This is a genomic window from Micavibrio aeruginosavorus EPB (assembly GCF_000348745.1).
GTDB lineage: Bacteria > Pseudomonadota > Alphaproteobacteria > Micavibrionales > Micavibrionaceae > Micavibrio > Micavibrio aeruginosavorus_A.
Genome location: NC_020812.1, coordinates 726,369 through 749,559, shown reverse-complemented (window position 1 = coordinate 749,559; position 23,191 = coordinate 726,369). Strand labels below are relative to the sequence as shown.

The 23,191-nt window shown below is 55.1% G+C and carries 23 protein-coding genes; 14 read left to right on the top strand and 9 right to left on the bottom strand.

Annotated features, from left to right (window positions below):
* The first annotated feature begins 202 nt into the window (after positions 1-202).
* Positions 203-1,306, top strand: coding sequence for a hypothetical protein (locus A11S_RS03455; RefSeq protein WP_081604745.1), 1,104 nt, complete (start codon positions 203-205; stop codon positions 1,304-1,306).
* Here A11S_RS03455 and ispH read toward each other — a convergent pair.
* On the bottom strand, positions 1,272-2,246 hold the full coding sequence (gene ispH, locus A11S_RS03450; RefSeq protein WP_015467099.1) for a 4-hydroxy-3-methylbut-2-enyl diphosphate reductase: 975 nt from the start codon (positions 2,244-2,246) through the stop codon (positions 1,272-1,274). The two genes, A11S_RS03455 and ispH, sit on opposite strands and share 35 nt — an antisense overlap.
* A 143-nt stretch (positions 2,247-2,389) precedes the next feature.
* Between ispH and A11S_RS03445 the strand changes: the two genes are divergently transcribed.
* Positions 2,390-3,184 carry a hypothetical protein gene (locus A11S_RS03445; protein WP_015467098.1) on the top strand — a complete coding sequence of 265 codons (795 nt, stop codon included), beginning with the start codon at positions 2,390-2,392 and terminating at the stop codon, positions 3,182-3,184.
* A 116-nt stretch (positions 3,185-3,300) separates the two neighbouring features.
* Here the strand turns inward: A11S_RS03445 and A11S_RS03440 are convergent, their stop codons facing one another.
* Positions 3,301-4,575 (bottom strand): AGE family epimerase/isomerase, encoded by a 1,275-nt coding sequence (locus A11S_RS03440; protein ID WP_041802400.1) that lies wholly within the window; start codon positions 4,573-4,575, stop codon positions 3,301-3,303.
* A 64-nt stretch (positions 4,576-4,639) separates the two neighbouring features.
* Here A11S_RS03440 and A11S_RS03435 point away from each other — a divergent pair, with 64 nt between their 5' ends.
* Entirely contained in the window at positions 4,640-5,572 is a 933-nt protein-coding gene (locus A11S_RS03435) for a histone deacetylase family protein (RefSeq protein ID WP_015467096.1), read from the top strand.
* 28 nt (positions 5,573-5,600) lie between these two features.
* Here the strand turns inward: A11S_RS03435 and A11S_RS11980 are convergent, their stop codons facing one another.
* Positions 5,601-5,771: a hypothetical protein gene (locus tag A11S_RS11980; RefSeq protein ID WP_015467095.1), complete on the bottom strand. Its 171-nt coding sequence runs from the start codon at positions 5,769-5,771 to the stop codon at positions 5,601-5,603.
* 190 nt (positions 5,772-5,961) lie between these two features.
* Between A11S_RS11980 and A11S_RS03430 the strand changes: the two genes are divergently transcribed.
* Genes A11S_RS03430 through A11S_RS03410 form a run of 5 tightly spaced genes read left to right on the top strand, consistent with a single transcriptional unit; the run spans position 5,962 to position 10,127 of the window.
* Complete coding sequence (locus A11S_RS03430) at positions 5,962-6,192, top strand: exodeoxyribonuclease VII small subunit (RefSeq protein WP_015467094.1); 231 nt, start codon at positions 5,962-5,964, stop codon at positions 6,190-6,192.
* A 39-nt stretch (positions 6,193-6,231) separates the two neighbouring features.
* A complete protein-coding gene (locus A11S_RS03425; RefSeq protein WP_015467093.1) occupies positions 6,232-7,146 on the top strand; it encodes a polyprenyl synthetase family protein in 915 nt (304 codons plus the stop codon).
* A gap of 56 nt (positions 7,147-7,202) precedes the next feature.
* Positions 7,203-7,487 carry a GIY-YIG nuclease family protein gene (locus tag A11S_RS03420; RefSeq protein ID WP_015467092.1) on the top strand — a complete coding sequence of 95 codons (285 nt, stop codon included), beginning with the start codon at positions 7,203-7,205 and terminating at the stop codon, positions 7,485-7,487.
* A gap of 25 nt (positions 7,488-7,512) precedes the next feature.
* Positions 7,513-9,438, top strand: a complete 1,926-nt coding sequence (gene dxs, locus A11S_RS03415) for a 1-deoxy-D-xylulose-5-phosphate synthase (RefSeq protein WP_015467091.1) — start codon at positions 7,513-7,515, stop codon at positions 9,436-9,438.
* Positions 9,438-10,127, top strand: coding sequence for an HAD family hydrolase (locus tag A11S_RS03410; RefSeq protein WP_015467090.1), 690 nt, complete (start codon positions 9,438-9,440; stop codon positions 10,125-10,127). Before dxs ends, A11S_RS03410 begins: the two co-directional genes overlap by 1 nt.
* Here the strand turns inward: A11S_RS03410 and sppA are convergent, their stop codons facing one another.
* From sppA to fabI, 3 genes are all read right to left on the bottom strand, one after another.
* On the bottom strand, positions 10,128-12,029 hold the full coding sequence (gene sppA / locus A11S_RS03405) for a signal peptide peptidase SppA (protein ID WP_015467089.1): 1,902 nt from the start codon (positions 12,027-12,029) through the stop codon (positions 10,128-10,130).
* A gap of 28 nt (positions 12,030-12,057) precedes the next feature.
* A complete protein-coding gene (gene aroC, locus A11S_RS03400; RefSeq protein WP_015467088.1) occupies positions 12,058-13,128 on the bottom strand; it encodes a chorismate synthase in 1,071 nt (356 codons plus the stop codon).
* A 105-nt stretch (positions 13,129-13,233) separates the two neighbouring features.
* The gene (fabI, locus tag A11S_RS03395; RefSeq protein ID WP_015467087.1) at positions 13,234-14,079 is read right to left on the bottom strand and encodes an enoyl-ACP reductase FabI; all 846 of its coding nucleotides are present in this window, start codon (positions 14,077-14,079) and stop codon (positions 13,234-13,236) included.
* A gap of 225 nt (positions 14,080-14,304) precedes the next feature.
* Here fabI and A11S_RS03390 point away from each other — a divergent pair, with 225 nt between their 5' ends.
* Positions 14,305-15,873: a hypothetical protein gene (locus A11S_RS03390; RefSeq protein ID WP_015467086.1), complete on the top strand. Its 1,569-nt coding sequence runs from the start codon at positions 14,305-14,307 to the stop codon at positions 15,871-15,873.
* A gap of 47 nt (positions 15,874-15,920) precedes the next feature.
* Here A11S_RS03390 and A11S_RS03385 read toward each other — a convergent pair whose 3' ends face one another.
* Positions 15,921-16,391, bottom strand: coding sequence for an RT0821/Lpp0805 family surface protein (locus A11S_RS03385; RefSeq protein ID WP_015467085.1), 471 nt, complete (start codon positions 16,389-16,391; stop codon positions 15,921-15,923).
* A gap of 117 nt (positions 16,392-16,508) precedes the next feature.
* On the opposite strand from A11S_RS03385, the gene pdxH reads away from it, so the two are divergent.
* Together pdxH and htpG are read left to right on the top strand one after the other, a co-directional pair.
* On the top strand, positions 16,509-17,126 hold the full coding sequence (gene pdxH / locus A11S_RS03380; protein WP_015467084.1) for a pyridoxamine 5'-phosphate oxidase: 618 nt from the start codon (positions 16,509-16,511) through the stop codon (positions 17,124-17,126).
* 30 nt (positions 17,127-17,156) lie between these two features.
* Entirely contained in the window at positions 17,157-19,070 is a 1,914-nt protein-coding gene (htpG, locus tag A11S_RS03375; protein ID WP_015467083.1) for a molecular chaperone HtpG, read from the top strand.
* 385 nt (positions 19,071-19,455) lie between these two features.
* Here htpG and A11S_RS03370 read toward each other — a convergent pair whose 3' ends face one another.
* Positions 19,456-19,887 (bottom strand): metallopeptidase family protein, encoded by a 432-nt coding sequence (locus tag A11S_RS03370; protein ID WP_014102350.1) that lies wholly within the window; start codon positions 19,885-19,887, stop codon positions 19,456-19,458.
* A gap of 71 nt (positions 19,888-19,958) precedes the next feature.
* Here A11S_RS03370 and A11S_RS03365 point away from each other — a divergent pair, with 71 nt between their 5' ends.
* Positions 19,959-20,264, top strand: coding sequence for a 4a-hydroxytetrahydrobiopterin dehydratase (locus A11S_RS03365; RefSeq protein ID WP_041802397.1), 306 nt, complete (start codon positions 19,959-19,961; stop codon positions 20,262-20,264).
* A gap of 9 nt (positions 20,265-20,273) precedes the next feature.
* On the opposite strand, the gene A11S_RS03360 is transcribed toward A11S_RS03365, so the two are convergent.
* A complete protein-coding gene (locus tag A11S_RS03360; protein ID WP_015467080.1) occupies positions 20,274-21,926 on the bottom strand; it encodes a thiamine pyrophosphate-dependent enzyme in 1,653 nt (550 codons plus the stop codon).
* A gap of 140 nt (positions 21,927-22,066) precedes the next feature.
* Here A11S_RS03360 and A11S_RS03355 point away from each other — a divergent pair, with 140 nt between their 5' ends.
* A complete protein-coding gene (locus A11S_RS03355; RefSeq protein ID WP_015467079.1) occupies positions 22,067-22,654 on the top strand; it encodes a response regulator in 588 nt (195 codons plus the stop codon).
* On the top strand, positions 22,651-23,169 hold the full coding sequence (locus A11S_RS03350) for a hypothetical protein (RefSeq protein WP_015467078.1): 519 nt from the start codon (positions 22,651-22,653) through the stop codon (positions 23,167-23,169). The genes A11S_RS03355 and A11S_RS03350 overlap by 4 nt, the downstream gene beginning before the upstream one ends.
* Positions 23,170-23,191 lie beyond the last annotated feature (22 nt).

The following is a 23,191-nucleotide window of genomic DNA, read 5'->3' as shown; positions in this document are numbered from 1 at the left end:
ATGGTTTTTCAAAAAATGTGAATCACAAACGTGGGAAAGCATATCATTTTCCAAATGTTTCAACGCACAAATTCAACGTAATCAAGAACAATATACAAGAGTTTCAGTCCCTTGCCTGTATCCCCCCGCCCCGGGCTTGCCAGAGTGATGGCCGCGCCCTACAATCGCCACCAACAATAAGAACGATTGAACAGGTTTTATTATGCAAGATTCGCCGCGTGACCGACATTCCGCGACGTCATCATCGCGCTCGCTTTCATCCGCATGGAACAATGATGCTGAGCAAGTGGTGCTGGATTCCGCGCTGGCGACACTCCGCGCCGATCTGGCACGGTTGAACGACCCTTATCTGGGCGCGGTTGGTATTGATTTCCTCAATCGCCTGTCCCGTATCGGATGCCGTCACATTCCAATCGCCGACGCATCCTGTATGGCCGCATACCAATCCTTCATTTATCCACCCGATGCCGGGACAAACGGGTTTAACAACCGCATCGCTTATGGCCCCAACGCCCGCGATGACAAAAACCTTCTTTTCAGCGCCCATGTACACGAGGGTATGCACGCCCTGCAAAAATCCTCGGCCCCCGCATTGCACGCCAGCCCCTATAACCCGATGACCCGGATTATTCTGTGCCCCCGTGACTGGATCACGGCCCAGGAACGATGCGAACAGGATGCGTATGTAAAGCAAGCCTGGCTGAACAGCCTGATGGCTGTGCATGATGCAACATTGTACAAAACGACGCGCACCGACCCGATGAGCGTCAGCCATTTTAATTCACTGCGCCTGACCTATGGCAATTTGCACACCGCCATGGCCCACGCCGCCAAAACGGTTCTGGATCGCAATTTCTTCGCTGGCCCCCTGCCCGCAGGACAAAACCCGACAAGCTTTGCCGATCATTACCATGCGCTGGCCATCGACAATTACGCGCAGATTATCGCATCACGCATACGCAATGACGGCGAAAATATCATCTTCGTCCGGCTGGACCCCGATGACATTCTGGATATCGGCCATGGGTTCGGCCCCAATCCATTCACCCGCCCCGGTGCAATGAAATGCGCACAGGACTTTGCCCGCCCCAGCCGGTTATCATTTGATAACAAGGCCAGCCTGCGTGATTTGAATATGGATTTGAATATTGTTGATGATCGCAGCCTACCCACCCTGCGTGAGGCCTTGGCGACAATCGGGATTACGCGTGCAGCGTTTCTGGCCCGGGCGTATAACGGGTATATCGAACCGCGCCTGATCACACAGCCGATTATTCAGCCGCTGACAAAATCCCCGGCACCTTAAACACCACATTTTCCTGGGTGATGGTGACTTCTTCCACCGTTACATCAAACCGTTGTTTCGCGGCGGTGATCACTTCCTCGACCAGCACTTCCGGTGCGGATGCCCCGGCGGTCAGGCCCAGCGTGTGAATGTCATCATCCACCCACGCCCAATCAATATCGGCGGCGCGCTGGACCAGCATGGATTTTTTGCATCCGCCATTGGCCCCAACCTCAACCAGACGGTTGGAATTGGATGAATTGGGCGCCCCAATCACGATCAACGCATCGGCCCGCGTGGCAATCGCCTTCACCGCACCCTGGCGGTTGGTGGTGGCGTAGCAAATGTCCTCTTTATGCGGGCCTTCAATCGTTGGGAAGCGTTCTTTCAACGCGGCAACGATGTCCGCCGTATCATCAACCGATAATGTCGTTTGCGTGCAATAGGCCAGATTATTTTCATCGCGTACCTGCAGCGTTGCCACATCGTCCAGCGTTTCCACCAGAACGACCGCGCCGCACGGCAATTGCCCCATCGTGCCGATCACTTCCGGGTGACCGCGGTGACCAATCAAAATCAACTGGCGACCATTTTTAAAATGGCGTTCAGCTTCGCGGTGAACCTTGCTGACCAGCGGGCATGTGGCGTCGATGTAAAACATTTCGCGCGCGGCGGCGTCCGCCGGGACCTGTTTCGGCACACCATGGGCAGAGAAAATCACCGGTTGCCCGTCATCGGGAATTTCGTCCAGTTCCTCGACAAACACTGCGCCCTTGGCCCGCAAATTATCGACCACGAATTTGTTATGGACGATTTCATGGCGGACATAGACCGGCGCGCCGTATTTCACCAGCGCGCGTTCAACGATTTGGATCGCCCGGTCCACCCCGGCACAAAACCCCCGGGGGGCGGCCAGAAGAATGGTTAAAGGGCGTTTTTCTGCGGATTCTGTCTGTGTCATAAGGGTTTATATAGGAAATGGGTCCCATTTTGTCCATTAAAACCCTGAATAATCCCGGGGAACCCCCATTCATTTCTTGCCCGAATCCCCCCCAATTTCGTACAAGGGACAGGTTATCAAAAATAGATCGGGGAGAGCCCACCATGACATTCAATACCCGGACCTTTGTCCTTCTGCTGGCCACCACGGCCGCCCTGGGTTTAAGCGCTTGTGAAACCATGGAAACCGCCGCCAATACGGTCAGCGATACGGTTGTGACCGGCGTGTCCGATCTGTCGACCAAAATCGCCAGCATTAAACTGGACGATTTGAACCCGTTCGCAACCGATCCGGCCGTGGCCGATGCCGCAAACGCCGCCGCCATCATGCCCGCCGCCGGTGGCGATGCCACCACACAGGTTGCCGGAGCCATGGGCGGATGCCCGCATGTCCAACTGGTCACCGACCTGAAAGAAGTGCACCAATTCACCAATCCCGACATGCCGAAGGCCGGTCAAGACGTATCGTCCGTTGAGATGAACATCGTCAGCCATAGCTGCACCACCGATGACAAAGGCATGGTGATGGATATGGAGATTGGGTTCAACGGAGCATTGGGTGCGAAAGGCCGCGGCACGAACAGCGAAAAACCGAGCTTCTCCTACCCCTATTTCGTTGCGGTGACAAACGCGCAAGGGTCCATTCTGGCCAAGGAAATTTTCGCCGCCACCTTGTCGTATGACAAGACCACGGATCAAATCAGCCAAAGCGAGGCCATCCGTCAGGTTATGCCCGCCGGTGCGGATATCGGATCGTACCGCGTTCTGGTTGGCTTCCAATTAAGCCCACAGGAATTGGCCTATAACCGCACGTTACCGCCGTCGGCTGATGGTGTTACGAATGTGGAACCGGCGGCTGGAAAAAAACCCCAGCCGCCATCGAGCCGCCGACATTCATGAGCTATAAAACATCCGGCCCAGCCGCGAATGACAATAACGGCTCCGCTCCGGTGACCTTGACGCCGAAGGAATACGCGCAATAAGCGTTCGCCAAGAAAGAATTTAAAGGCCGGGATTTACCCGGCCTTTATTTTTGCCTTCACACCGCGTACCACGCCGGATAATTGCCGCCGGATCGTGTACAGCCCCAGTAAAATTCCCGCCCGCCATGACACGCTGCGCCCGCGCGCATGCATCACGGCGTATGTTTCCATGATGCCGAAATACACATGATACGGCGTGGTGCCCGGCATATAATCCACCGCCGGCGTTAAATCGCGATGCAGCCATTCAACCCAGAACCCGCGCTCGCTCATATAATGTTCGCGGAACACACTGACCATTTTGGCCATACGATTTTTCAACGGCGCCTTATCAATCTCTGGCACGACATCCAGCATCAGGGCATTGGCCTTCAACGCTTCCGTAAACGGCCAAAGACGTTTGCTGTCGGTTAGAACGTCACCATCTGGCGACACAACGTCATAAATTCCGCCATGCACGTAATCCCAGCCATGGGCATTGGCCCAGCTGAGTAACTCGGCACAGAGATCATCATGCATGGAATCATACCCACGCAAAAAAGCGTGTTTCTTTAACAGCCAGACCCATTCGCAATAATGGCCGGGCTCAACTTTGTTTCCGTCCTTGGGATCAGGTTTCAATGTATCGGTGAAGAATTCACACAATTGCCCAAAATCGCGGATATAAAAATAATGATGGAACAAATCCACCATTCGATCCGCCATCACGGCAAAACCCCGATCGCCCCATGTATTTTCAGCGAACAAACACGCTTCCAACAAATGCATATGCGGGTTTTGGCGGCGCTGGCGCGGGATGGGCTTTAATTGCGTATCAATGGCCTCGGCATACCCGGGCAATCCCGGCATCACGAAATGCGTTTCGATAAATTTCAGAAGATCAAGAGCATGGGTATGCGCACGTTCATCATGCGTGGCCGCATAATAATGCGCCATGGAAAATATGACGAAGGACAAGGCATATAAATCATATGTGCCGTCCACGGGATGACCATCATCATCCACACTGAACCGCCACCCACCCGTTTCCGGGACGTAGAACGTGGCCAGCATGCGATCGAAATGTTTTTTCAAATCCGGTTTGAACGCCCCGCGCGTGTGCGCCGATGCATGCGCATACATGGCCAATTGCCGGCAATGGGTCAGCAGGCGGCGCGGTTGCCCCATACGGGGCACGAATTGATCCCCCAGCCGTTCATAAAACCCGCCATTGTTCGGATCGCAAAACGCGCCATACCATTTCGGCACCCAGCGTTGCAGCAAGGTTTGCGCCAGAAAATCCACGGTGGTGTGCGTACTGTAATTCATGGCCCTTGTCCCCTGCCGGGGGTCCTGTACAATTCCCATCATCAATGGGGATGATAGACCGAAAATGCACAATTTGACCATATACAAAGCCCAGGCCGGATTGCGCCACGACACCGGCCCCGACCACCCGGAACGGATTGCGCGACTTCAGGCGATTTTCGACCTGCTGAGCGAATCCCCGTTCGATACCATGCCGCAGATCAACGCCGATCCCGCCAGTTTTAAACAAATCACCCGCGCCCACCCGGAATCCTATGTCATGCGGATTGAAGACGCGATTCCCGATCGTGGATTGGTGCATCTGGATGCCGATACAGTGATTTGCCCCGCCTCGATTGATGCCGCGTTTGAAGCGGCGGGAGGTGCGGCCTGCACCGCCGCGCGGGATGTGATGAACGGCACCACACGCCGCGCCTTCTGCGCCACGCGTCCGCCGGGGCATCATGCCGAACCCACACACGCAATGGGGTTCTGCCTATTCAACAACATCTTCCTCGCCGCTTTGGAAGCGCAACAGAACGGCGCAAAGCGTGTCGCCATCGTTGACTTCGATGTGCATCACGGCAATGGCAGTGAAGTGATGGCGCGCAAGCATGATAACGTCCTGTTTATTTCCATGCACCAGAACAGCCTGTTCCCCGCCGGGCGCGGTGACGCCACAGACCAGACACCGGACCGGGTGATTAACATCCCCCTCGCCGCCGGAGCAGGTACGCATGAATATCGCACGGCCATGACGGGCACGGTTATTCCAGCATTGGAATCATATCAACCGGACTTGATCCTGATCTCCGCCGGGTTTGATGCCCACCGCGACGACCCGTTGGGGGAAATGGCGTTGCTGGATTCGGATTATGCGTGGATCACCCGCGATCTGTGCGATGCGGCGGACCGCCTTTGTGACGGGCGGGTCATTTCCGTGATGGAGGGCGGGTATAACCTCGACGCCCTGAAAACATCGGCCAGAGCCCATCTTCTGGCCCTGGCCGATCTTTAGCCTTTGAAGGGAAGATTAACCAATTGATTTAATTCGTTTTATGGTTTTGCGACCGTGTGCGCGGGCGCTGCGCCATAATTAAGTTCACATCGCGCACATGTTGGCGCGCGCGGCCGTTGCGGACACTCAAGGTCAGGAAATCCAGCTCTTTCAGCGGATCACGGCGGTTGCGATCTGTCGTGTTTTGTTGTGATTCCATGGACTTAGCCTCCCTAAGGCAGTGGTTTTTAGTTATTATGTCTATCTTTATTGTGCCACAGGATGCCCCATCCCAGCCCTGCAAAGATATCAACCCTCAAACGCGCGGTTTTCATGCTTAAGCCTTGAGGAATCAGGGTCTCTGGCCTACACTCCACCCGCAAAATCCATACGAAAACAAAAGGGTAACCATGACTTCGGTTGAAAGTCTGAGCTTTGAAGAAGCCTTGAGCGCACTGGAAGGGATCGTCCGCGATCTGGAAACGGGCAAAGCCCCGTTGGAAGATTCCATCGCTGCCTATGAACGTGGCGTGGCGCTGAAACAACATTGCGAAAAGAAGCTGCGCGAAGCGCAATCAAAAATCGAAAAAATCACACTGGGCGCCGACGGCAAACCCGCCGCCAGCGCGCACGACCTCTAAGCCCAAAACAGCGACAGCTTGACACAGGAGTAAATTCAGATGGCCCCATCACCACGCGACGCCGCCCCCGGACTTCAGGAACAGATGAATGAAATCTCTGAAGCCGTAAACAAGACGATTATGCGCCTGCTGCCTGAATCCGACCTGCCGGAAGCACCGTTGTTCGAAGCGATGCGTTACGGCACGCTGAACGGTGGTAAGCGTTTGCGCCCGTTCATGCTGATGCAATCGGCGAAATTGTTTGGGGTTGATATGGCCCGCGCCCGCCGCGCCGCCGCCGCTGTTGAATTTGTTCACGCCTATTCGCTGGTGCATGATGACTTGCCCGCGATGGACAACGCCGACCTGCGCCGTGGTAAACCATCGACACACAAGGCCTATGACGAAGCCACCGCCATTCTGGCCGGTGATGCCTTGCTGACACTGGCGTTTGAAGTATTGAGCGATGTTGAAACGCACGAAGACCCACGCGTTCGCGTTGAACTGGTCAATCTGCTGGCGAAAGCCTCCGGCCCGCACGGCCTGTGCGGCGGTCAGATGCTGGATTTGATCGGTGAGAAACAGGAATTCGACCTGGGCACGATCAGCCGCCTGCAACGCATGAAAACCGGCAAGCTGATGGCGTTTGCCTGCGAAGCCGGTGCCGTTCTGGGCAAGGCCAGCGAACCGATGCGCAAGGCGCTGTGCAACTACGCCCACGACCTCGGCCTGGCCTTCCAAGTCACGGACGATATTCTGGACGTTGAATCCAGCCCCGAAGCCATGGGCAAAGATACGGGCAAGGACGCGCAAGCCGGCAAATCCACCTTCGTATCAACGATGGGTAAAGACCAAGCCCGCGCCCGCGCCCAAATGCTGGTGGAACAAGCCAAACGCCATTTGCACATTTTCGACAATGGCCGCGCCGATACGCTGAAAGAACTGGCCGACTACGTTCTGCAACGCCGGGCGTAAGGCATAATCACCCTATTGTCATTCCCGCGAAAGCGGGAATCCATACGGTGTTGAGGATGAAGCAGTATTATTTTTATATTCTCGCCAGCGATAAAGTGGGCACACTTTACGTCGGCGTTACATCCGATCTGAAACGACGGGTGGCGGAACATAAAGAAAAACTGCTTGATGGATTTACGAAACAATACGGCGTCAGCACCCTTGTTTATTACGAGGTTTATGATGATCCGGAAAAGGCGATTTTACGAGAAAAGCGCGTCAAGAAATGGAACAGAAACTGGAAACTCGAATTGATCCAGAAGACCAATCCAGATTGGACAGATTTGTATGACACACTCTAACAACACGCACGCGCCGCAGGATGCTATGGATTCCCGCCTTCGCGGGAATGACACGCGGGGGCTCGGGGATAATTCCAGCCATGCACTGCTGAACAACGTTGTCACGCCCGACGATACCCGTGATTTCACCGATGATCAGTTGAAACAACTGGCTGAGGAAGTGCGCGCCGAGATGATTGATGCCGTATCCCATACGGGCGGGCATTTGGGCGCGGGTCTGGGCGTTGTGGAATTAACCGTGGCCATCCACGCCGTATTCAACACGCCGGATGACCGTTTGATCTGGGACGTTGGGCACCAATGTTACCCGCATAAAATCCTGACCGGACGCAAGGACCGTATTCGCACATTGCGTCAGGGGGGCGGCCTGTCCGGCTTTACCAAACGATCCGAATCCGAATATGATCCGTTTGGTGCGGCCCACAGCTCCACCTCCATCTCTGCTGGCCTTGGCATGGCCGTGGCGCGGGATCAGTTGGGCAAGGACAACCATGTCATTTGCGTGATTGGCGATGGGTCCATGACCGCGGGCATGGCGTATGAAGCGATGAACAACGCGGGCGATGCGAAAAGCCGTTTGATCGTCATCCTGAACGACAACGATATGTCGATTGCCCCGCCCGTTGGCGCGCTCAGCAAACATTTGACCCGCCTGGTGTCATCCAAACGTTACATGCAAGCGCGTGAGACAGGCAAAAAAGTCACCGAAATCCTGCCCCCGCCGCTGCGCCATGCCGTGAAGCGCGCCGAAGAATCTGCGCGGACGGCCATGGGCACCGGGTCGCTGTTTGAAGAAATGGGCTTCTACTATATCGGCCCGGTGGATGGCCATAACCTTGATCAATTGCTGCCGATCATGCGCAATCTGCGCGATGGGGCGCATGATGGTCCGGTGCTGATCCACGCCATCACGAAAAAGGGCAAGGGGTACGCCCCGGCCGAATCCTCCGCCGATAAAATGCACGGCGTTGTGAAATTTGATGTGGTCACGGGCGCCCAACACAAATCCAAACCCTCTGCCCCGGCATACACCAAGGTGTTTGCCCAAAGCCTGATCGAAGAAGCCCGCAACGACTCCCGGATTGTCGCCATAACCGGGGCCATGCCATCGGGCACGGGCCTTGACCTGTTCGAACGGGAGTTTCCGGATCGCATGTTCGATGTTGGCATTGCCGAGCAACATGCCGTCACCTTCGCCGCCGGTATGGCGACGGAAGGATTGAAACCGTTCTGCGCGATTTATTCGACCTTCCTGCAACGCGCTTATGATCAGGTGGTGCATGATGTGTGCATTCAAAATCTGCCCGTGCGTTTTGCCATGGACCGTGCGGGCCTTGTCGGTGCCGATGGGTCCACGCATGCGGGGGCGTTTGATGTAGCGTATATGGGATGCCTGCCCAACATGGTGTTGATGGCCGCGGGCGACGAATTGGAATTGATGCATATGGTGGCCACCATGGCCGCGTATGATGTGGGCCCGATTGGCCTGCGTTATCCGCGTGGCGAAGGCATGGGGATCGACCGGCCCGTGCGCGGATCCGTTCTTGAAATCGGTAAAGGCCGCGTTGTGCGTGAGGGCAGCGATGTTGCCATTCTGTCCTATGGCACGCGTTTGAACGAAGCACTGAAAGCCGCTGACCAACTGGCCGAACAAGGCATCAGTGTCACGGTGGCCGATGCCCGTTTTGCCAAACCATTGGACACCGACCTTATTACCCAACTGGCCAACCATCATGGCAAGCTGATCACGATTGAAGAAGGCTCCATCGGCGGGTTCGGGTCATACACATTGGAATACATGAACGATGCCGGATTGTTGGATGGACGGTGCCGTGTGAAAACCATGCACCTGCCCGATCTGTTCCAGGATCAAGACACGCCGGACAAGCAATATGACGAAGCCGGATTGAATGCGGCGCAGATTATTCAGACCATTAAAGCGTTAAAGTAATGATCTTGCAAAAACCCACCATTGTCCTGTTTGATATGGATGGCACCACGGTGCGCCATTTGAACCCGGCCCTGCTCGGCGTGTTGGAGCGGATGGACGATGGCGCGCATAAAATTGCGGCGTTCTTTTCCCGTGTGGCCAAACGTAAAATCAATGCGCCACCGCTGGTCGGGTTTCAGGATGGAAAGCGGAAAAAATTGCTGGTCCACCGCGCCATCCACAAAATCCGCCGCAAGGAAGTGGACGAAATCGTCGAACCCTGCCCCGGCATTTACGACATTCTAAATTTGCTGAAATCCCACAATATCCCGATGGGATTGATCAGCAACGGGCTGGGCAAGGGATACGGCCACGACATTTTAAAGACGTTTGATCTGGAACAATATTACGACGTCACCGTGTTCCGCGAAGACATCCGCCGGTCCAAACCATACCCGGACCCGATTTTACAGGCGATTGAGTTATTGCCGCGTAAACCGGATGAAAAGGACGTGATCTGGTATTTCGGGGATCGGCGCAAGGATGTTTTGGCCGCATTGGCCGCGCGCGATTATCTGCCCTGCCCCATTCTGCCCTTTGCCTATAACCTCAACGCCGCCATGTCCATTCTGGAACATAATATCGGCGTTGATCATATCATCATGGCATGGCCGGATTTGCATGTCCGGTTGGAACAGATGTTCAAATAATTATTTCCAGCGATTTAATCCCGCATCATACACAGCCACACCGCCCGGCATTTTTGATGTCGCGGTCAAATCCGCCCATGCGCTCATCATGGCATTGATCGGATCCGGCATACGCACTTCGATCCCCAATTCTTTCATCAGTTCATGAAGCGGGCCCGACCCTTCCGGCAAGCGAACAACGCGCACATCGTGACGCGTTCCTGCACCAATGTCCTTGGCCGCATAATCCAGCGCGTCATTCAAACCACCCAGCGAATCCACCAGTCCGATTTTATGCGCCTGGCGCCCGGTCCAGACGCGGCCACGGGCCACCTCTTCCACCTGTTCCGGTGTCATGTTGCGCCCCTCGGCCACGCGTTTAATAAAGGTGGCATAGATGCGATCGGTCATGGCGTTCATGCGTTCGGTTCCGGATTCATCAAAACCCTTGTTGAACGACCACATGTCGGCATTTTCACCAACCGACACGCCGTCCCAATTCACACCCAGTTTCGCCCACAAACCGCTCAAATCAAATTTCCCAGCAATCACACCGATGGACCCGGTCATGGTCGTGGGCATGGCGAAGATATGGCTGGCATCCGTTGCAATCCAATACCCGCCGGACCCGGCCACACTGCCCATTGATACGATCACGGGCTTGCCCTTTTCACGGGCAAACGATGTCGCATGACGGATGGTTTCGGATGCGGATGGTGATCCGCCGGGGCTGTTGATGCGCAGAACGATGGCCGCAATATTATCATCCTTCGCCGCCTTGCGAATGGCGGCGGATATATCTTCGGCCCCGGCGATTTTGTCACCAAACAATCCGCCCGCTTCACCCGTTCCCGGCACAATCATGTCGGATACATTGACCAAAGCAACGGATGGGCGTTTTTTGTCCTTTTCCCCCGGCTTCTTGGCCATCAGGGCTTGTAAATATTCATGGCCACGGGCATCGCGGTAATCATCCAGCGCGATCGTTGGCATGGATTTTTCATCTTCGACCTCCAGCTTTTTGCGCAAGGCCTTCATCACCTCGTCCCCAAAACCCAGATGATCAACAAAGCCTTTGGCCACGGATTCTTCATCCGTCAAAACGCCCAGATCAATGGCGGCCATCACATCATCACGCGACATTTTGCGATCGGCGGATACATCATCCAGCAACTGGTCCATGATATCGGCCAACATGGACGCATTCATTTCGGCACTGGCCGCGCTCATCGAATCCGATGTCACGCCTTCGAACGCATTTTTATATTCCTTGCGTTGGAAATACGCCCCCTTCACCCCGATTTTTTCGAGAGCGCTGCGGATATAGGGGGATTCCGTATCAATCCCGGTCAGGAAAATCATGCCCACGGGCTGCATCCAGATTTCATCAAAGGACGATGCCAGGTAATAAGCCGTGAAATTGGATGCGGCATCGGCGAAAGACGGGCTGAACACCACCGCCGGGCGGCCACTGGCGCGGAATTTGGCGATTGCGCCGCGTAATTCCTGTACCGCCGACATGGGGAACCCGCCGCCATCAATGGATACGGCCAAGGCCTTCACCCGTTTGTCATTAACCGACCGTTCAATGGTGTCGATCATGGCATAAACATCCATCGGTTCCGGCAACAAACCACGCGGGATCAGCCCGCCCGTTTTGTTTTCATCTTCATTCAACCCGTCATCCAATGTCAGGGTCAAAATAAACTGGTCCGGCAGGATGATTTTCTTTTCTTCGCCTGCGAACGAAAACACCAGAATATTCACAAACGCCGAGAACAGGATCAACGCCCCGATCACCGTACAGGTTTTACGCAACGCGCGCCCCATTCCGCCCCAGACACGCCCCAAGAAAGATCGACGTTTCGGCGCAGGAACCGTTTGTTGCACGGGACGGGAAAACAGCGGTTGTTTACGGATCATGATTTTGTTCCTGATTTAAAAATTCTGCTTAAAGGTTTTGCGCCTTGTGGCGCAGCCAATGATCGGCCAGAACGCAGGCCACCATGGCTTCAACCACTGGCGCGCCGCGTAATCCTACGCATGGATCGTGGCGTCCCTTGGTCACAATGTCGGTTTCATGGCCATGAATGTCGATGGTTTGTTTCGGCGTTAATATTGAGCTGGTCGGTTTAAAGGCAACCCGGGCCACCACATCCTGTCCCGTCGAAATACCGCCCAGAATGCCGCCCGCGTGATTGGACAGGAACACCGGGTTTCCATCCGCACCCATGCGAATATCATCGGCGTTTTCTTCCCCGCCCAATGTAACGCAATCGAACCCAGCGCCAATTTCTACGCCCTTGACCGCGTTAATCGACATCAACGCCTTGGCCAGATCGGCATCCAACTTGTCATACACGGGCGCGCCCAACCCGGCGGGAACACCACTGGCCACCACCTCAACAATCGCACCCACGCTGGACCCGGCCTTGCGGCGACCATCCAGAAAATCTTCCCACACGGGAACAATATCGGCATCGACCGTGAAAAACGGGTTATCGTGCAAAATATCCCAATTCCAATTGTCACGATTGATTTTGTGGGGTCCCACCTGCACCACCGCGGCGCGAATGGTTACGCCCGGTAAAATTTTACGGGCAATGGCCCCGGCGGCAACGCGCATCGCCGTTTCACGCGCCGATGACCGACCGCCACCGCGATAATCGCGAATGCCGTATTTTTGTTGATAGGTGAAATCGGCATGGCCCGGACGAAACTTGTCCTTGATGTCCGTATAATCTTTCGACTTGGCATCGGTATTTTCGATGATCAGGGAGATCGGTGTTCCCGTCGTTTGCCCCTCAAACACGCCGGAGAGAATTTTAACATCATCCGCTTCCTGCCGCTGTGTGGTAAATTTTGATTGCCCCGGCTTACGGCGGTCGAGGAAGGGTTGAATATCGGCCTCGCTCAACGCAATATGCGGCGGCACGCCATCGACCACACATCCGATGGCCGGACCGTGGCTTTCACCCCAGCTTTGATATTGGAATAATGTTCCGAAACGATTGCCTGACATACCTGCTAAACCACCAAAAAATTAACGCCCCAAAGAATAAAACGCCGCGGGGTGACGTCCATTGTCATCCACGCGGCGTTTTGAATCAACAGGTCAAAAAGGCGACTATGCGGCCTTTTCATCCCCCTTCGGGGCGATGGATTGCAACAATTCGGCGGTTCCGGCGGCATTATCCACCCCAGCCATGCCAATGATGTTGTAACCGGAATCAACATACATGATTTCCCCGGTCACACCGCTGCCCAGATCGGACAGCAGGAACAGGCCCGAACGGCCCACATCTTCGATCGTCACGTTCCGGCGCAACGGCGCGTTCAGTTCATTCCATTTCAGGATGAAACGGAAATCGCCAATGCCGCTGGCGGCCAATGTCTTGATCGGGCCGGCGGAAATCGCATTCACGCGAATGTCGCGCGGACCCAGATCGGCGGCCAGGTAACGAACGGAGGATTCCAGCGCAGCCTTGGCCACACCCATCACGTTATAATGCGGCATCACACGTTCCGCCCCGTAATAGGACAGGGTCAGCAGGCTGCCGCCTTCGTTCATCATCGCGGCGGCGCGTTGTGCCACAGCGGTAAAGGAATAAACGGAAATATCCATCGTGCGCTGGAAATTCGCGCGCGTGGTGTTCATGTATAAACCGTCCAGTTCATTTTTGTCGGAAAACGCAACGGCATGGACAACGAAATCAATGCTGCCCCATTCTTTTTTCAGCGTCTCGAACGTGACATCCAGCGCCGCATCATCCGTCACATCGCACGGCAAAACCAGTTTGGAGCCAACGGAGTCAGCCAGCGGGCGTACGCGTTTTTCCAGCGCTTCGCCTTGATACGTGAATGCGAGTTCCGCGCCCTGACGCGCGACTTCCTGTGCAATGCCCCATGCGATGGACCGATCATTGGCCACACCCATGATCAATCCGCGTTTGCCTTGCATAAAATTGGACATCTGATCCGCCTGATTATATTATGTAAATTGCCAATTGGGTTCCTCCGCATCCTACACAAATATGTAGCCTCGTCCAGTGGTTTAAGCCCCCTTCACCCACCCGTATAGCGTCGGTTTTCACCCCTTTTCTACCCCCATGGCCAGCCCTTGATATTTCATTAACCACGGAATGGTAGGTTAGGACTGTAATTTCCCAGTCTTTTGAATGGATTACGGAATTCATCCATGCCCATACCGAGTGACCTTGCCGAACAAATCTGCCACAGCGTGGCGCGCCAGGTGCGCGATCACGATCGCACGGTTCATCTCGTCTTTCTGGCCCATCGCAACGGCCAAAGGCTGGAGGCGCTGAGCAGCGCGTCCCAGGAACTGCTGACCCACCCCGCCGGGGAAGCCGCGATCCGCATGCTGAAAACCGGACAGGATGATGAACGCTCCGCCTTCCTTGGCCTTGGAACTTGGCGCGAAAGCCTGTTCGGCGGGCTGGCCAGTCAGGATAATATTCTGGCCCTGGCCACCTTTAACATGGATGAAATTGATAACGCCCATGCCGCGCGGGCACTGGCCTGGCATCTGGCGTGGTTTGCACTGCGCATGGCAGCTTTGCGCAACAACCCGGATTATGAAACTGATTTTCGCGGCGGTATTTTGTTGCCCGACCCGAATGACACGACCAACCCCGCCACCTGCATGCGTGCAGACGTATTCAGCAGCATCATGGGATGCATCGATGGCGACAAGAACGCGATTGAGCAATTGGCTCATGACCGCGCCATGGCGGCCTTGCAACGTCGCCCCGGTGCAACGCCGGAACAATATCCCTTCCCCCTGGCAAAGGATGCCACGGAATATGCCTACGCCGAAATGGTGCGCCGACCGCCCCCGCGCAAGAAACAGATTGATACCGCCATGAAAATTGCGGAACAGATTGGCCTGACCTATGACGGCGTATCACTGAACCAATGGATTTATTTCTGCCAGCCCGCACAGGACATGGCCTGGCGCGGTGAACCCCGCGATATTATCCTGTCCGCCGCGGTCAACACCAGTCACGATACATTTATTCGCGCCACAGGCTTTCTGGTTTCCGAATTAACACGCATTCAACCCGCGTCGATTCACGCCATTCACGATATTCACAGCCCGTTTGCCGAGGATAAATATAACCAACGCCTGCACGAACGCATGGTGGACCGCGTCATCCATGATGTCATTGAAATCGGCATGGGTTCGCGCAACAGCACGGCCTTTCGCGACGCGGCCAATCGCCAGAACGAAGGCTTGATTGACGGCCATATTGCCGGATGGTGTGCCGCCGCCCTGCAAGCCGCAGGCCGCGCATTCGAAGCGGCTCTGGCCAGCGGCAGTAAAACGCCCGACGAAGCCGCCCGCCGCGAATTCGAAGGCACCCGCCATAAAACAGCGTGGGAATCCCTGCGCACCATTGGCGAGAACATCATGGAAAAATATCGTCAGGGCCACATTGTCACGTTCAGCGATATTCTTGATTTTTGTGAAGATACGCCCGCCCTGGCCAGTATATCCAGCGCCGTTGCGGTCACGATCAAAGACCCCACCTATGTCCGCAAGCTTCAGGCCGCCAATGACCTGAACATCATTCCGGATGATGCACGTCCTGCACCATCCCTCGCACCGCGCACACCGACGCCAGCCACACCCGCTATGGCCCCGTCCGCACCGGGGATGGGTCGCGGAACAACCGTGTCTGCGCGCACGCCGCCAACACCCCCACCCATACAGCGGCAGGAAGACGAAACAACAATCACCGAATAAAAAAGGCCGCCCTTTCGAGCGGCCTTTTCAAATTCTATACGCGGGAATTAGTTGATGATTTCCCAGTCGCCGTTCGGCTTCTGGCACGCTGTGCCATAACCGGTTTCCTTGCGGCCACCAACATTGATGGTTTGTTGGTATTCGCGGCAATAACGGTTGTTGTCGCTGTAACCATCGCGGGTCGCGGTGTAGGTACCGGAATTGCCCGATTGCGGGTTGTTCCAGGTGATCGTTTCACCAACCTTGGAGGTCATGGCGTTGTTTTGTGCCTGTTGGGCATAGGCCATGTCGGCCTTGTCCAGTGATGCACCGATTTCGCTACCCAGCAGACCACCGAGCAGAACGCCAGCACCCGTGGCCCACAGACGGCCAGAACCACTGCCCACCTGGGAACCGGCCAGACCGCCAGCCAACGCGCCGAGGCCCGTGCCCCAGGTTTGTTTTTGGCCACCGGTGGTTTGGCAACCGGCCAAACCGAGCGCTGCAACCGCCATTACCATCAAAATCATGTTCTTCATATCGTTCTCAAGTCCTTTTCCTGATTGAACTTGGAGCCACAGCCCCCTATTTATGATGTGACTCTATGTGTTAAATGAAGCAAAAAAAAGACCCTGTTTGGGGTGGTTGCACAAAATATGGACACATTTGATAATCTGGAAAACGCCAACCAGGCTCCCGCCGACCCTTTTGCCCTGTTTTCCAACTGGATGGCACAGGCCGAAGCGCGCGAACCCAACGACCCGAACGCGATGGCCCTGTCCACCGTGGACGCGGATGGCATGCCATCGGTGCGGATGGTGCTGCTGAAGGATTATGACGAACGCGGTTTCGTATTCTACACCAATGGACACAGCCGCAAGGGCGATGCCCTGAACGCCAACCCGGTGGCGGGTTTTTGCATCCACTGGAAATCCCTGCGCCGCCAGATCCGGGCCGAAGGCAGGGTGGAACGTGTCAGCGAAACCGAATCCGACGAATATTTTCACAGCCGGTCGCGCGAAAGCCAATTGGCCGCCGCCGCCTCCGACCAATCCCGCCCGCTGGATCATTACAGCGCGCTGGAAACACGGGTGAAAACACTGGAAGCATTGTATGACGGGACAATGGACATTCCCCGCCCCGCGCATTGGGGGGGATACCGGATCATTCCATCCCGCATAGAGTTTTGGCAAGACGGTCCGCACCGCATGCATCACCGGGTTGTCTACACCCGCGATGGTGATATATGGGTCCGGTCGATGCTGTACCCTTAAGCATGAAACAAAGCAAAGAGGCAGAATAAGATGGCCAACGAAACGATGAATTTTGGCGCCGACGTATCCCGCCTGCTGGATATTGTGGCCCATGCGCTGTATTCAAACCGCGATGTATTCCTGCGCGAACTGGTATCGAACGCGGCGGATGCGTGTGATCGTCTGCGATATGAATCCATTCGCGATCCGTCACTGACCAGCGGCGATACAACTTTCAAAATCAACGTGTTCAAGGATACGGGATACCGTTGCCTGCATGTGCAGGATAACGGCATTGGCATGTCGCGCCAGGAAATGATCGACAATCTGGGGACCATCGCCAAATCCGGCACCCGCGCCATGATGGAACAGATCAAATCATCACAGACCAGTGACCAGGACCGCCTGTCCCTGATCGGCCAGTTTGGCGTCGGGTTTTACGCCAGCTTTATGGTCGCGCATAAGGTCGAAGTGATCAGCCGCCGCGCCGGGACATCCGAAACCAACCATTGGGAATCGGATGGCCGGACCGGATTCACCATTCGCGATGCCACGCCGGATGAAGCCAAGAAATTGTCCAGCGGTCGTGGAACATTGATTATTCTACACGTGAATGACGATGCCAGCGATTTCCTGATTGATGAAAAGTTGAAACAGGTGATTCAGATTTGGTCCGACCATATCAGCGTGCCTGTTTACCTGTCCGATCCGGCCAAAACGGAAATTGACGAAAAACCCGTCAATGCGGGATCAGCCCTGTGGATGCGCCCGAAACAGGACATCACCACCGAACAATACGAAGAATTTTACCGCCATATCAGCCACGGACTGGATGAACCGGTCTTGACCAGCCACTGGCGTGCGGAAGGAAAAATTGAATATACCGCCCTGCTCTATATCCCCACGCTCCGCCCATGGGACATGTATGACCCGGGCCGCAAAACATCCGTGCGCCTGTATGTTAAACGCGTCTTCATCAGCGATACGATGGATGGGCTGATGTATCCGTGGATGCGGTTCGTGCGCGGCGTCATTGACAGCGAGGATCTACCGCTGAACATCAGCCGTGAAATGTTACAGATGAACCCCGTCATCGCCAAGATCCGCAGCGGTGTGGCCAAACGTGTTTTGTCCGATCTGAACAAATTGTCCGAAGATGACCCGGCTGCTTTCAAAACGTTCTGGGGCCAGTTTGGGCCGGTGTTGAAGGAAGGGTTGTATGACGCCGTTGAACACCGCGAAGCCCTGTTCAAAATCGCGCGGTTCTTCTCCACCCATCAGGAAGACACGCTGACATCCCTGTCCGATTACGTATCGCGCATGAAGGATGGGCAAGACGCCATTTATTACATCACTGGCGAAAATCTGGAGACCCTGAAAAACAGCCCGCAGATCGAAGGGTTCAAAGCCCGCGGCATCGAAGTGTTGTTGATGACCGATACGATCGACGATTTCTGGCTGCAACAAATTCATGATTTTGACGGCAAGCCGTTTAAATCCGTGACCAAAGGGTCCATTGATCTGTCCAAATTCGAAAAACAAACCAAGGCGGACGATAAAAAACCGGAAACCGAACATCAAGACACAACACCCCTGCTCGCTTCGCTCAAAGACCTGCTGAAAGACGAAGTGGGTGATGTACGGATTTCATCCCGCCTGACGGACTCTCCCGTCTGTCTGGTCGCCGCCGAAGGCGATGTGGATATGCATATGGAACGCGTCCTGAAAATTCACCAGAAATATGACGCTGGGTCCAAACGCATTTTGGAAGTCAACGAAGACCACCCGTTGATCCAGCGCCTCAGCACACTGGCGCAAAACGCCGGAACCAACAGCCCGGATTTGCACGATGCCGCCCATCTGTTGCTGGATCAGGCCCGGATTATCCAAGGCGAACCCATCCCCGACCCCGCCAATTTCGCCCGCCGCATGGCGCGGTTTATGGAACGCGGGTTGGCGGCGTGAGAATAAAAAATCCCATGCGCAACAGATCGTCTTAGCGCATGGGATAAACCCTATTCTCTGATCGCAGAAAGGCGTTGATTTTCACTCAATCTGCTCAAACAAAGTATCATATGGTGAATTCGTCCAGCCCCTGTATTCGCTATGATTTCTGCATATTCATGGATGCTTCCATACTCATCTTTCATTTTACGAATAAAAATTTTCTCGTACATTAAAAACTCCTCAAATTAAACATCCGCAACAATTGCCGACTTCTTATTGATGATGACGTAAAAAAGCTCCCAAAACAACGTGGGAGAATCCCAACATTTTCCAATCAGAATTTCAGACAAAATATAAAAAAAAGAGCGCATTAGCGCTCTTTCTTGCACGGAATAAAAAACGCTCACAGCATACCCTGATAATGGCGACCCACCATGTCTTCAACTTCCTCTTCCGAGAAATCGAAATTCTGGCCGATCTCTTCGATAATGGCCTGACGCAACAAGGCGCCCAGATCGTCACCGGTTTCACACCACAAATCCAGCAAAGCGCGGCGGTAGACAATCATGGTGTCTTCTTCGTCCGTGCTTTTCTTCGTCACGCCGGGCGAAATTTCTGCGCCACTGCGATACAGAACCAGCAGTTCATAGGGGTCTTCCAGTTCCAATTCCTGCTCGACCACAGAATCCGGGAACTCCTCGACCACGACATTCATGTCTTCACAGAACCCGACCAGCTCCTCCGGCACGGTGTCCAGCACTTCGCGTGCCATGACCTCCAGATCCTCCGTAGAGGGCGGAACGGAAAAACTCATAATAATTTGCTTCCGGTCCATGACCTTGACCCCATTGAAAAACCGTGATGACTTTGACGAACGCTAGTTTAACCATTCCGGGGAAAAGAACAATGGCCCAAACGAAAATGACACGCGACGCAGTTTCAGCCGAATTACAGGGGTTGGATGGCTGGATGCTGGCCGCGGACAAGGATGCCCTGCACAAATCCTTTCGCTTTGCCGATTTCAACGAAGCATGGGGTTTTATGGCCCGCTGTGCCCTTCTGGCCGAAAAAATGAATCACCACCCCGAATGGTTCAACGTGTGGAACCGTGTGGATGTAACGTTAAACACCCATGATGCGGGTGGCGTGACCGCATTGGACATCAAAATGGCAACGGCCATGAACGATTATACGAAAGGCGTGAACCTTTAAAGCGGGCGTTTAAACCGCGTTCGTCGTCAATTGCCGTGGGTCCATGGCGATTTCAATAACCGCTACGCGGCCCGCATTCACGGCTTGGTCCCACACGCCCGCAAACTCTTCGGTTTTGGTGACCCGCGCGGTGAACGCGCCATAGGCCTGCGCCAGCGCGACGAAATCCGGGTTGGTCAGCGTTGTGGCACTGGTTCGTCCAGGATATTTGCGTTCCTGGTGCATGCGGATGGTGCCATACATGCCGTTATTACAAATCATAATCACCGGGTGCGCCCCATGGTGAATGGCGGTGGCCAGTTCCTGCCCCGTCATCATAAAGCCACCATCACCGCACAGCCCCAGAACCACCCGATCCGGGTGGTGAATGGATGCACCAACCGCAGATGGCACGGCATACCCCATCGCCCCACTGAGCGGTGCCAGCAAACGGCCCGGACGGCGATAGCGCAAATAACGCTGCGCCCAACCACTGAAATTCCCGGCGTCCGTTGTCACCACCGCATCATCGGGCAACACATCACGCAGGTAAGAAAAAATCGCCGTCATATCCGGCCCGTTAAAGGTCGGACGGTTGGCCAGATCAATATCCGTCCATGCCGTGAAATCGGCGCGGGCATCATCTTTCCACCCGGCGCGTTCACGCCCGCCCAGATTAAACGCAATGCCCGCCAAGGCGCTGGCGGCCGGAATCATGTCGGCCTGAATGGCCAGTGTCGGCGTATAGACCTTACCCAATTCCGCCGCATCGGCATGGATATGAATCAGTTTTTGCGTCGGCACCGGCGCGTCGATCAGCGCGTAGCTCTGCGTCGTGATTTCATCCAATCGCGCCCCGACAACGATCAGCAAATCGGATTGTTTGACACGTTCCAGCAATTTCGGGTTCGGTCCGGTCCCCAATTCACCAACATAACACGCATGGCGATGGTCGATCAGATCGTGCCGGCGAAACGCCGCCGCAACGGGCAGATGCGCGGCACTGGCAAAACTTGCAAATTCGGCACAGGCCGCATCATCCCACCCGGCCCCACCAAGGATGACGAGCGGGCGCGATGATTCACGGATCATCGTTGCCACTTTATCCAAAGCGGCAGGTGTCATACCGATCGGTTCCGGTGCCGCATAATCGGCCTGCACCGCTGTTGTCATTTCGCTCAGCATATCTTCGGGCAGGCCGATGACCACCGGGCCCGGACGCCCCGTCGTCGCCACATGCCATGCACGGTTGACGATTTCGGGAATGCGGGATGGATCATCAATCTCCACCGCCCATTTGGCCAGGTCACCAAACACGGCGCGAACATCCACTTCCTGAAACGCTTCGCGGCCGCGTTCCCAGCGGCGCACCTGCCCCATGAAAACGATCAGCGGCGTCGAATCCTGTTTCGCGGTGTGTACGGCGATGGACGCATTGCACACGCCCGGCCCGCGCGTGACAAAGCAAATGCCCGGCTGCCCGCTCAGCTTGCCCCAGCTTTCGGCCATAAACCCGGCCCCGCCCTCATGGCGGCAGGTGATCACATCAATATCGGGGTAGTCCAACAGGGCATCCAGAACCGGCAAATAGCTCTCCCCCGCCACGCAGGAGATTCGCCGCGTCCCCAGACGGTGCAGTGCATCAACCAGAACCAGTCCGCCGCTTCCCTTGATTTCCGCCATTTTTATCCTGCCCATCCCTTAAAAATTATTGTTTTCCCCAGCCAAGTGACTGAATTGGACCGATATTTACGGTTTCATCAGCCAACCATCGGATACTGACCAATACTATATTTTCAGACTGAACGGAACATGCTCCGACAATGACCTACCAATTCGAAAAAGCGTCCGTTCTTGTCGTGGATGATATGCGCCCGATGCTGGCGCTGACCGCTTCGCTTTTAAAAATTTTTGGCTTCAAAAATGTCTATACGGCTGTCGATGCGGACGAGGCCTTTGCCGTGATGTGCGTGAACAATCCCGATCTGGTCATCACCGATTGGTTGATGGAACCACAGGACGGGATTGATTTGTGCAATCGCATCCGCACCGACCCGAAATGCCCCAACCCGTACGTGCCCATTGTTCTGATGACCGGGTACAGCGCCCGCGTGCGTGTGGAACAGGCACGCGATGTTGGCATTACCGAATTTCTGGTCAAACCGTTCACGGCCAAGGACCTGTACACCCGCATTGAACAATTGATTGAAAAGCCACGCCGCTTCGTCGATGCCAATGAATTTTTTGGCCCCGACCGCCGCCGCCGTAAAAACGATGAATTCAAGGGCCCCTTTAAACGCGGTGGGGACAAGCAAACAAACACACCCCAAACCGCGAATGACGAACGCATTCAAAGTATCTTGAAACGCTTGCGGCAGGAAACCAAAGACGTCACAGGAACAGCGGAATGATCGACTTCCCAACCACGGATGATCACAGACCCGAAGGTGTGCGTTACATCACACCCCCCAATGTCCTGCGCCAAAAAATCGGTCATGGCGGCATTGATTCCATCCGCATGGAACGCGCCGAACGATTTATTGAAACCAACGATTTCGATTTCCTGCCCTATGCGCGCGAATATCTCTCGCAACTGGAACGGCGTATCGCCCAGACATTAAAAACCCCGACGCCGGAATGCCGCGACCTGCTCAGCCGCCCGACCATGGAATTGAAGGCCGGTGGTGGCATGTTCGGTTACCGCCTGATGTCGGAAATCGCCGCCGTGTTGCTGGATTTCCTCGAAAGTGTCGAGCGGTTGGATAAGGACGCATTGGACATTGTGTCCATTCACCACAAAAGCATGACCGTCATCGCCACATCGAATCTGAAGGGCCCCGGCGGGAAAGAAGGACGCGCTTTGGCCGAAGAACTGTATGCCGCGTGCAAACGATATTACCGTAAGCATCAGATTAAAAAGGCATAATTAAAGGGTTTAGCGTTTATTA

Bases quoted from the DNA above. Each gene is read 5' to 3' on its own strand.
- A11S_RS03455 (WP_081604745.1), top strand. From the start codon at position 203: ATGCAAGATTCGCCGCGTGACCGACATTCCGCGACGTCATCATCGCGC.
- ispH (WP_015467099.1), bottom strand. From the start codon at position 2,246: ATGACACAGACAGAATCCGCAGAAAAACGCCCTTTAACCATTCTTCTG.
- A11S_RS03445 (WP_015467098.1), top strand. From the start codon at position 2,390: ATGACATTCAATACCCGGACCTTTGTCCTTCTGCTGGCCACCACGGCC.
- A11S_RS03440 (WP_041802400.1), bottom strand. From the start codon at position 4,575: ATGAATTACAGTACGCACACCACCGTGGATTTTCTGGCGCAAACCTTG.
- A11S_RS03435 (WP_015467096.1), top strand. From the start codon at position 4,640: ATGCACAATTTGACCATATACAAAGCCCAGGCCGGATTGCGCCACGAC.
- A11S_RS11980 (WP_015467095.1), bottom strand. From the start codon at position 5,771: ATGGAATCACAACAAAACACGACAGATCGCAACCGCCGTGATCCGCTG.
- A11S_RS03430 (WP_015467094.1), top strand. From the start codon at position 5,962: ATGACTTCGGTTGAAAGTCTGAGCTTTGAAGAAGCCTTGAGCGCACTG.
- A11S_RS03425 (WP_015467093.1), top strand. From the start codon at position 6,232: ATGGCCCCATCACCACGCGACGCCGCCCCCGGACTTCAGGAACAGATG.
- A11S_RS03420 (WP_015467092.1), top strand. From the start codon at position 7,203: ATGAAGCAGTATTATTTTTATATTCTCGCCAGCGATAAAGTGGGCACA.
- dxs (WP_015467091.1), top strand. From the start codon at position 7,513: ATGGATTCCCGCCTTCGCGGGAATGACACGCGGGGGCTCGGGGATAAT.
- A11S_RS03410 (WP_015467090.1), top strand. From the start codon at position 9,438: ATGATCTTGCAAAAACCCACCATTGTCCTGTTTGATATGGATGGCACC.
- sppA (WP_015467089.1), bottom strand. From the start codon at position 12,029: ATGATCCGTAAACAACCGCTGTTTTCCCGTCCCGTGCAACAAACGGTT.
- aroC (WP_015467088.1), bottom strand. From the start codon at position 13,128: ATGTCAGGCAATCGTTTCGGAACATTATTCCAATATCAAAGCTGGGGT.
- fabI (WP_015467087.1), bottom strand. From the start codon at position 14,079: ATGTCCAATTTTATGCAAGGCAAACGCGGATTGATCATGGGTGTGGCC.
- A11S_RS03390 (WP_015467086.1), top strand. From the start codon at position 14,305: ATGCCCATACCGAGTGACCTTGCCGAACAAATCTGCCACAGCGTGGCG.
- A11S_RS03385 (WP_015467085.1), bottom strand. From the start codon at position 16,391: ATGAAGAACATGATTTTGATGGTAATGGCGGTTGCAGCGCTCGGTTTG.
- pdxH (WP_015467084.1), top strand. From the start codon at position 16,509: ATGGACACATTTGATAATCTGGAAAACGCCAACCAGGCTCCCGCCGAC.
- htpG (WP_015467083.1), top strand. From the start codon at position 17,157: ATGGCCAACGAAACGATGAATTTTGGCGCCGACGTATCCCGCCTGCTG.
- A11S_RS03370 (WP_014102350.1), bottom strand. From the start codon at position 19,887: ATGGACCGGAAGCAAATTATTATGAGTTTTTCCGTTCCGCCCTCTACG.
- A11S_RS03365 (WP_041802397.1), top strand. From the start codon at position 19,959: ATGGCCCAAACGAAAATGACACGCGACGCAGTTTCAGCCGAATTACAG.
- A11S_RS03360 (WP_015467080.1), bottom strand. From the start codon at position 21,926: ATGGCGGAAATCAAGGGAAGCGGCGGACTGGTTCTGGTTGATGCACTG.
- A11S_RS03355 (WP_015467079.1), top strand. From the start codon at position 22,067: ATGACCTACCAATTCGAAAAAGCGTCCGTTCTTGTCGTGGATGATATG.
- A11S_RS03350 (WP_015467078.1), top strand. From the start codon at position 22,651: ATGATCGACTTCCCAACCACGGATGATCACAGACCCGAAGGTGTGCGT.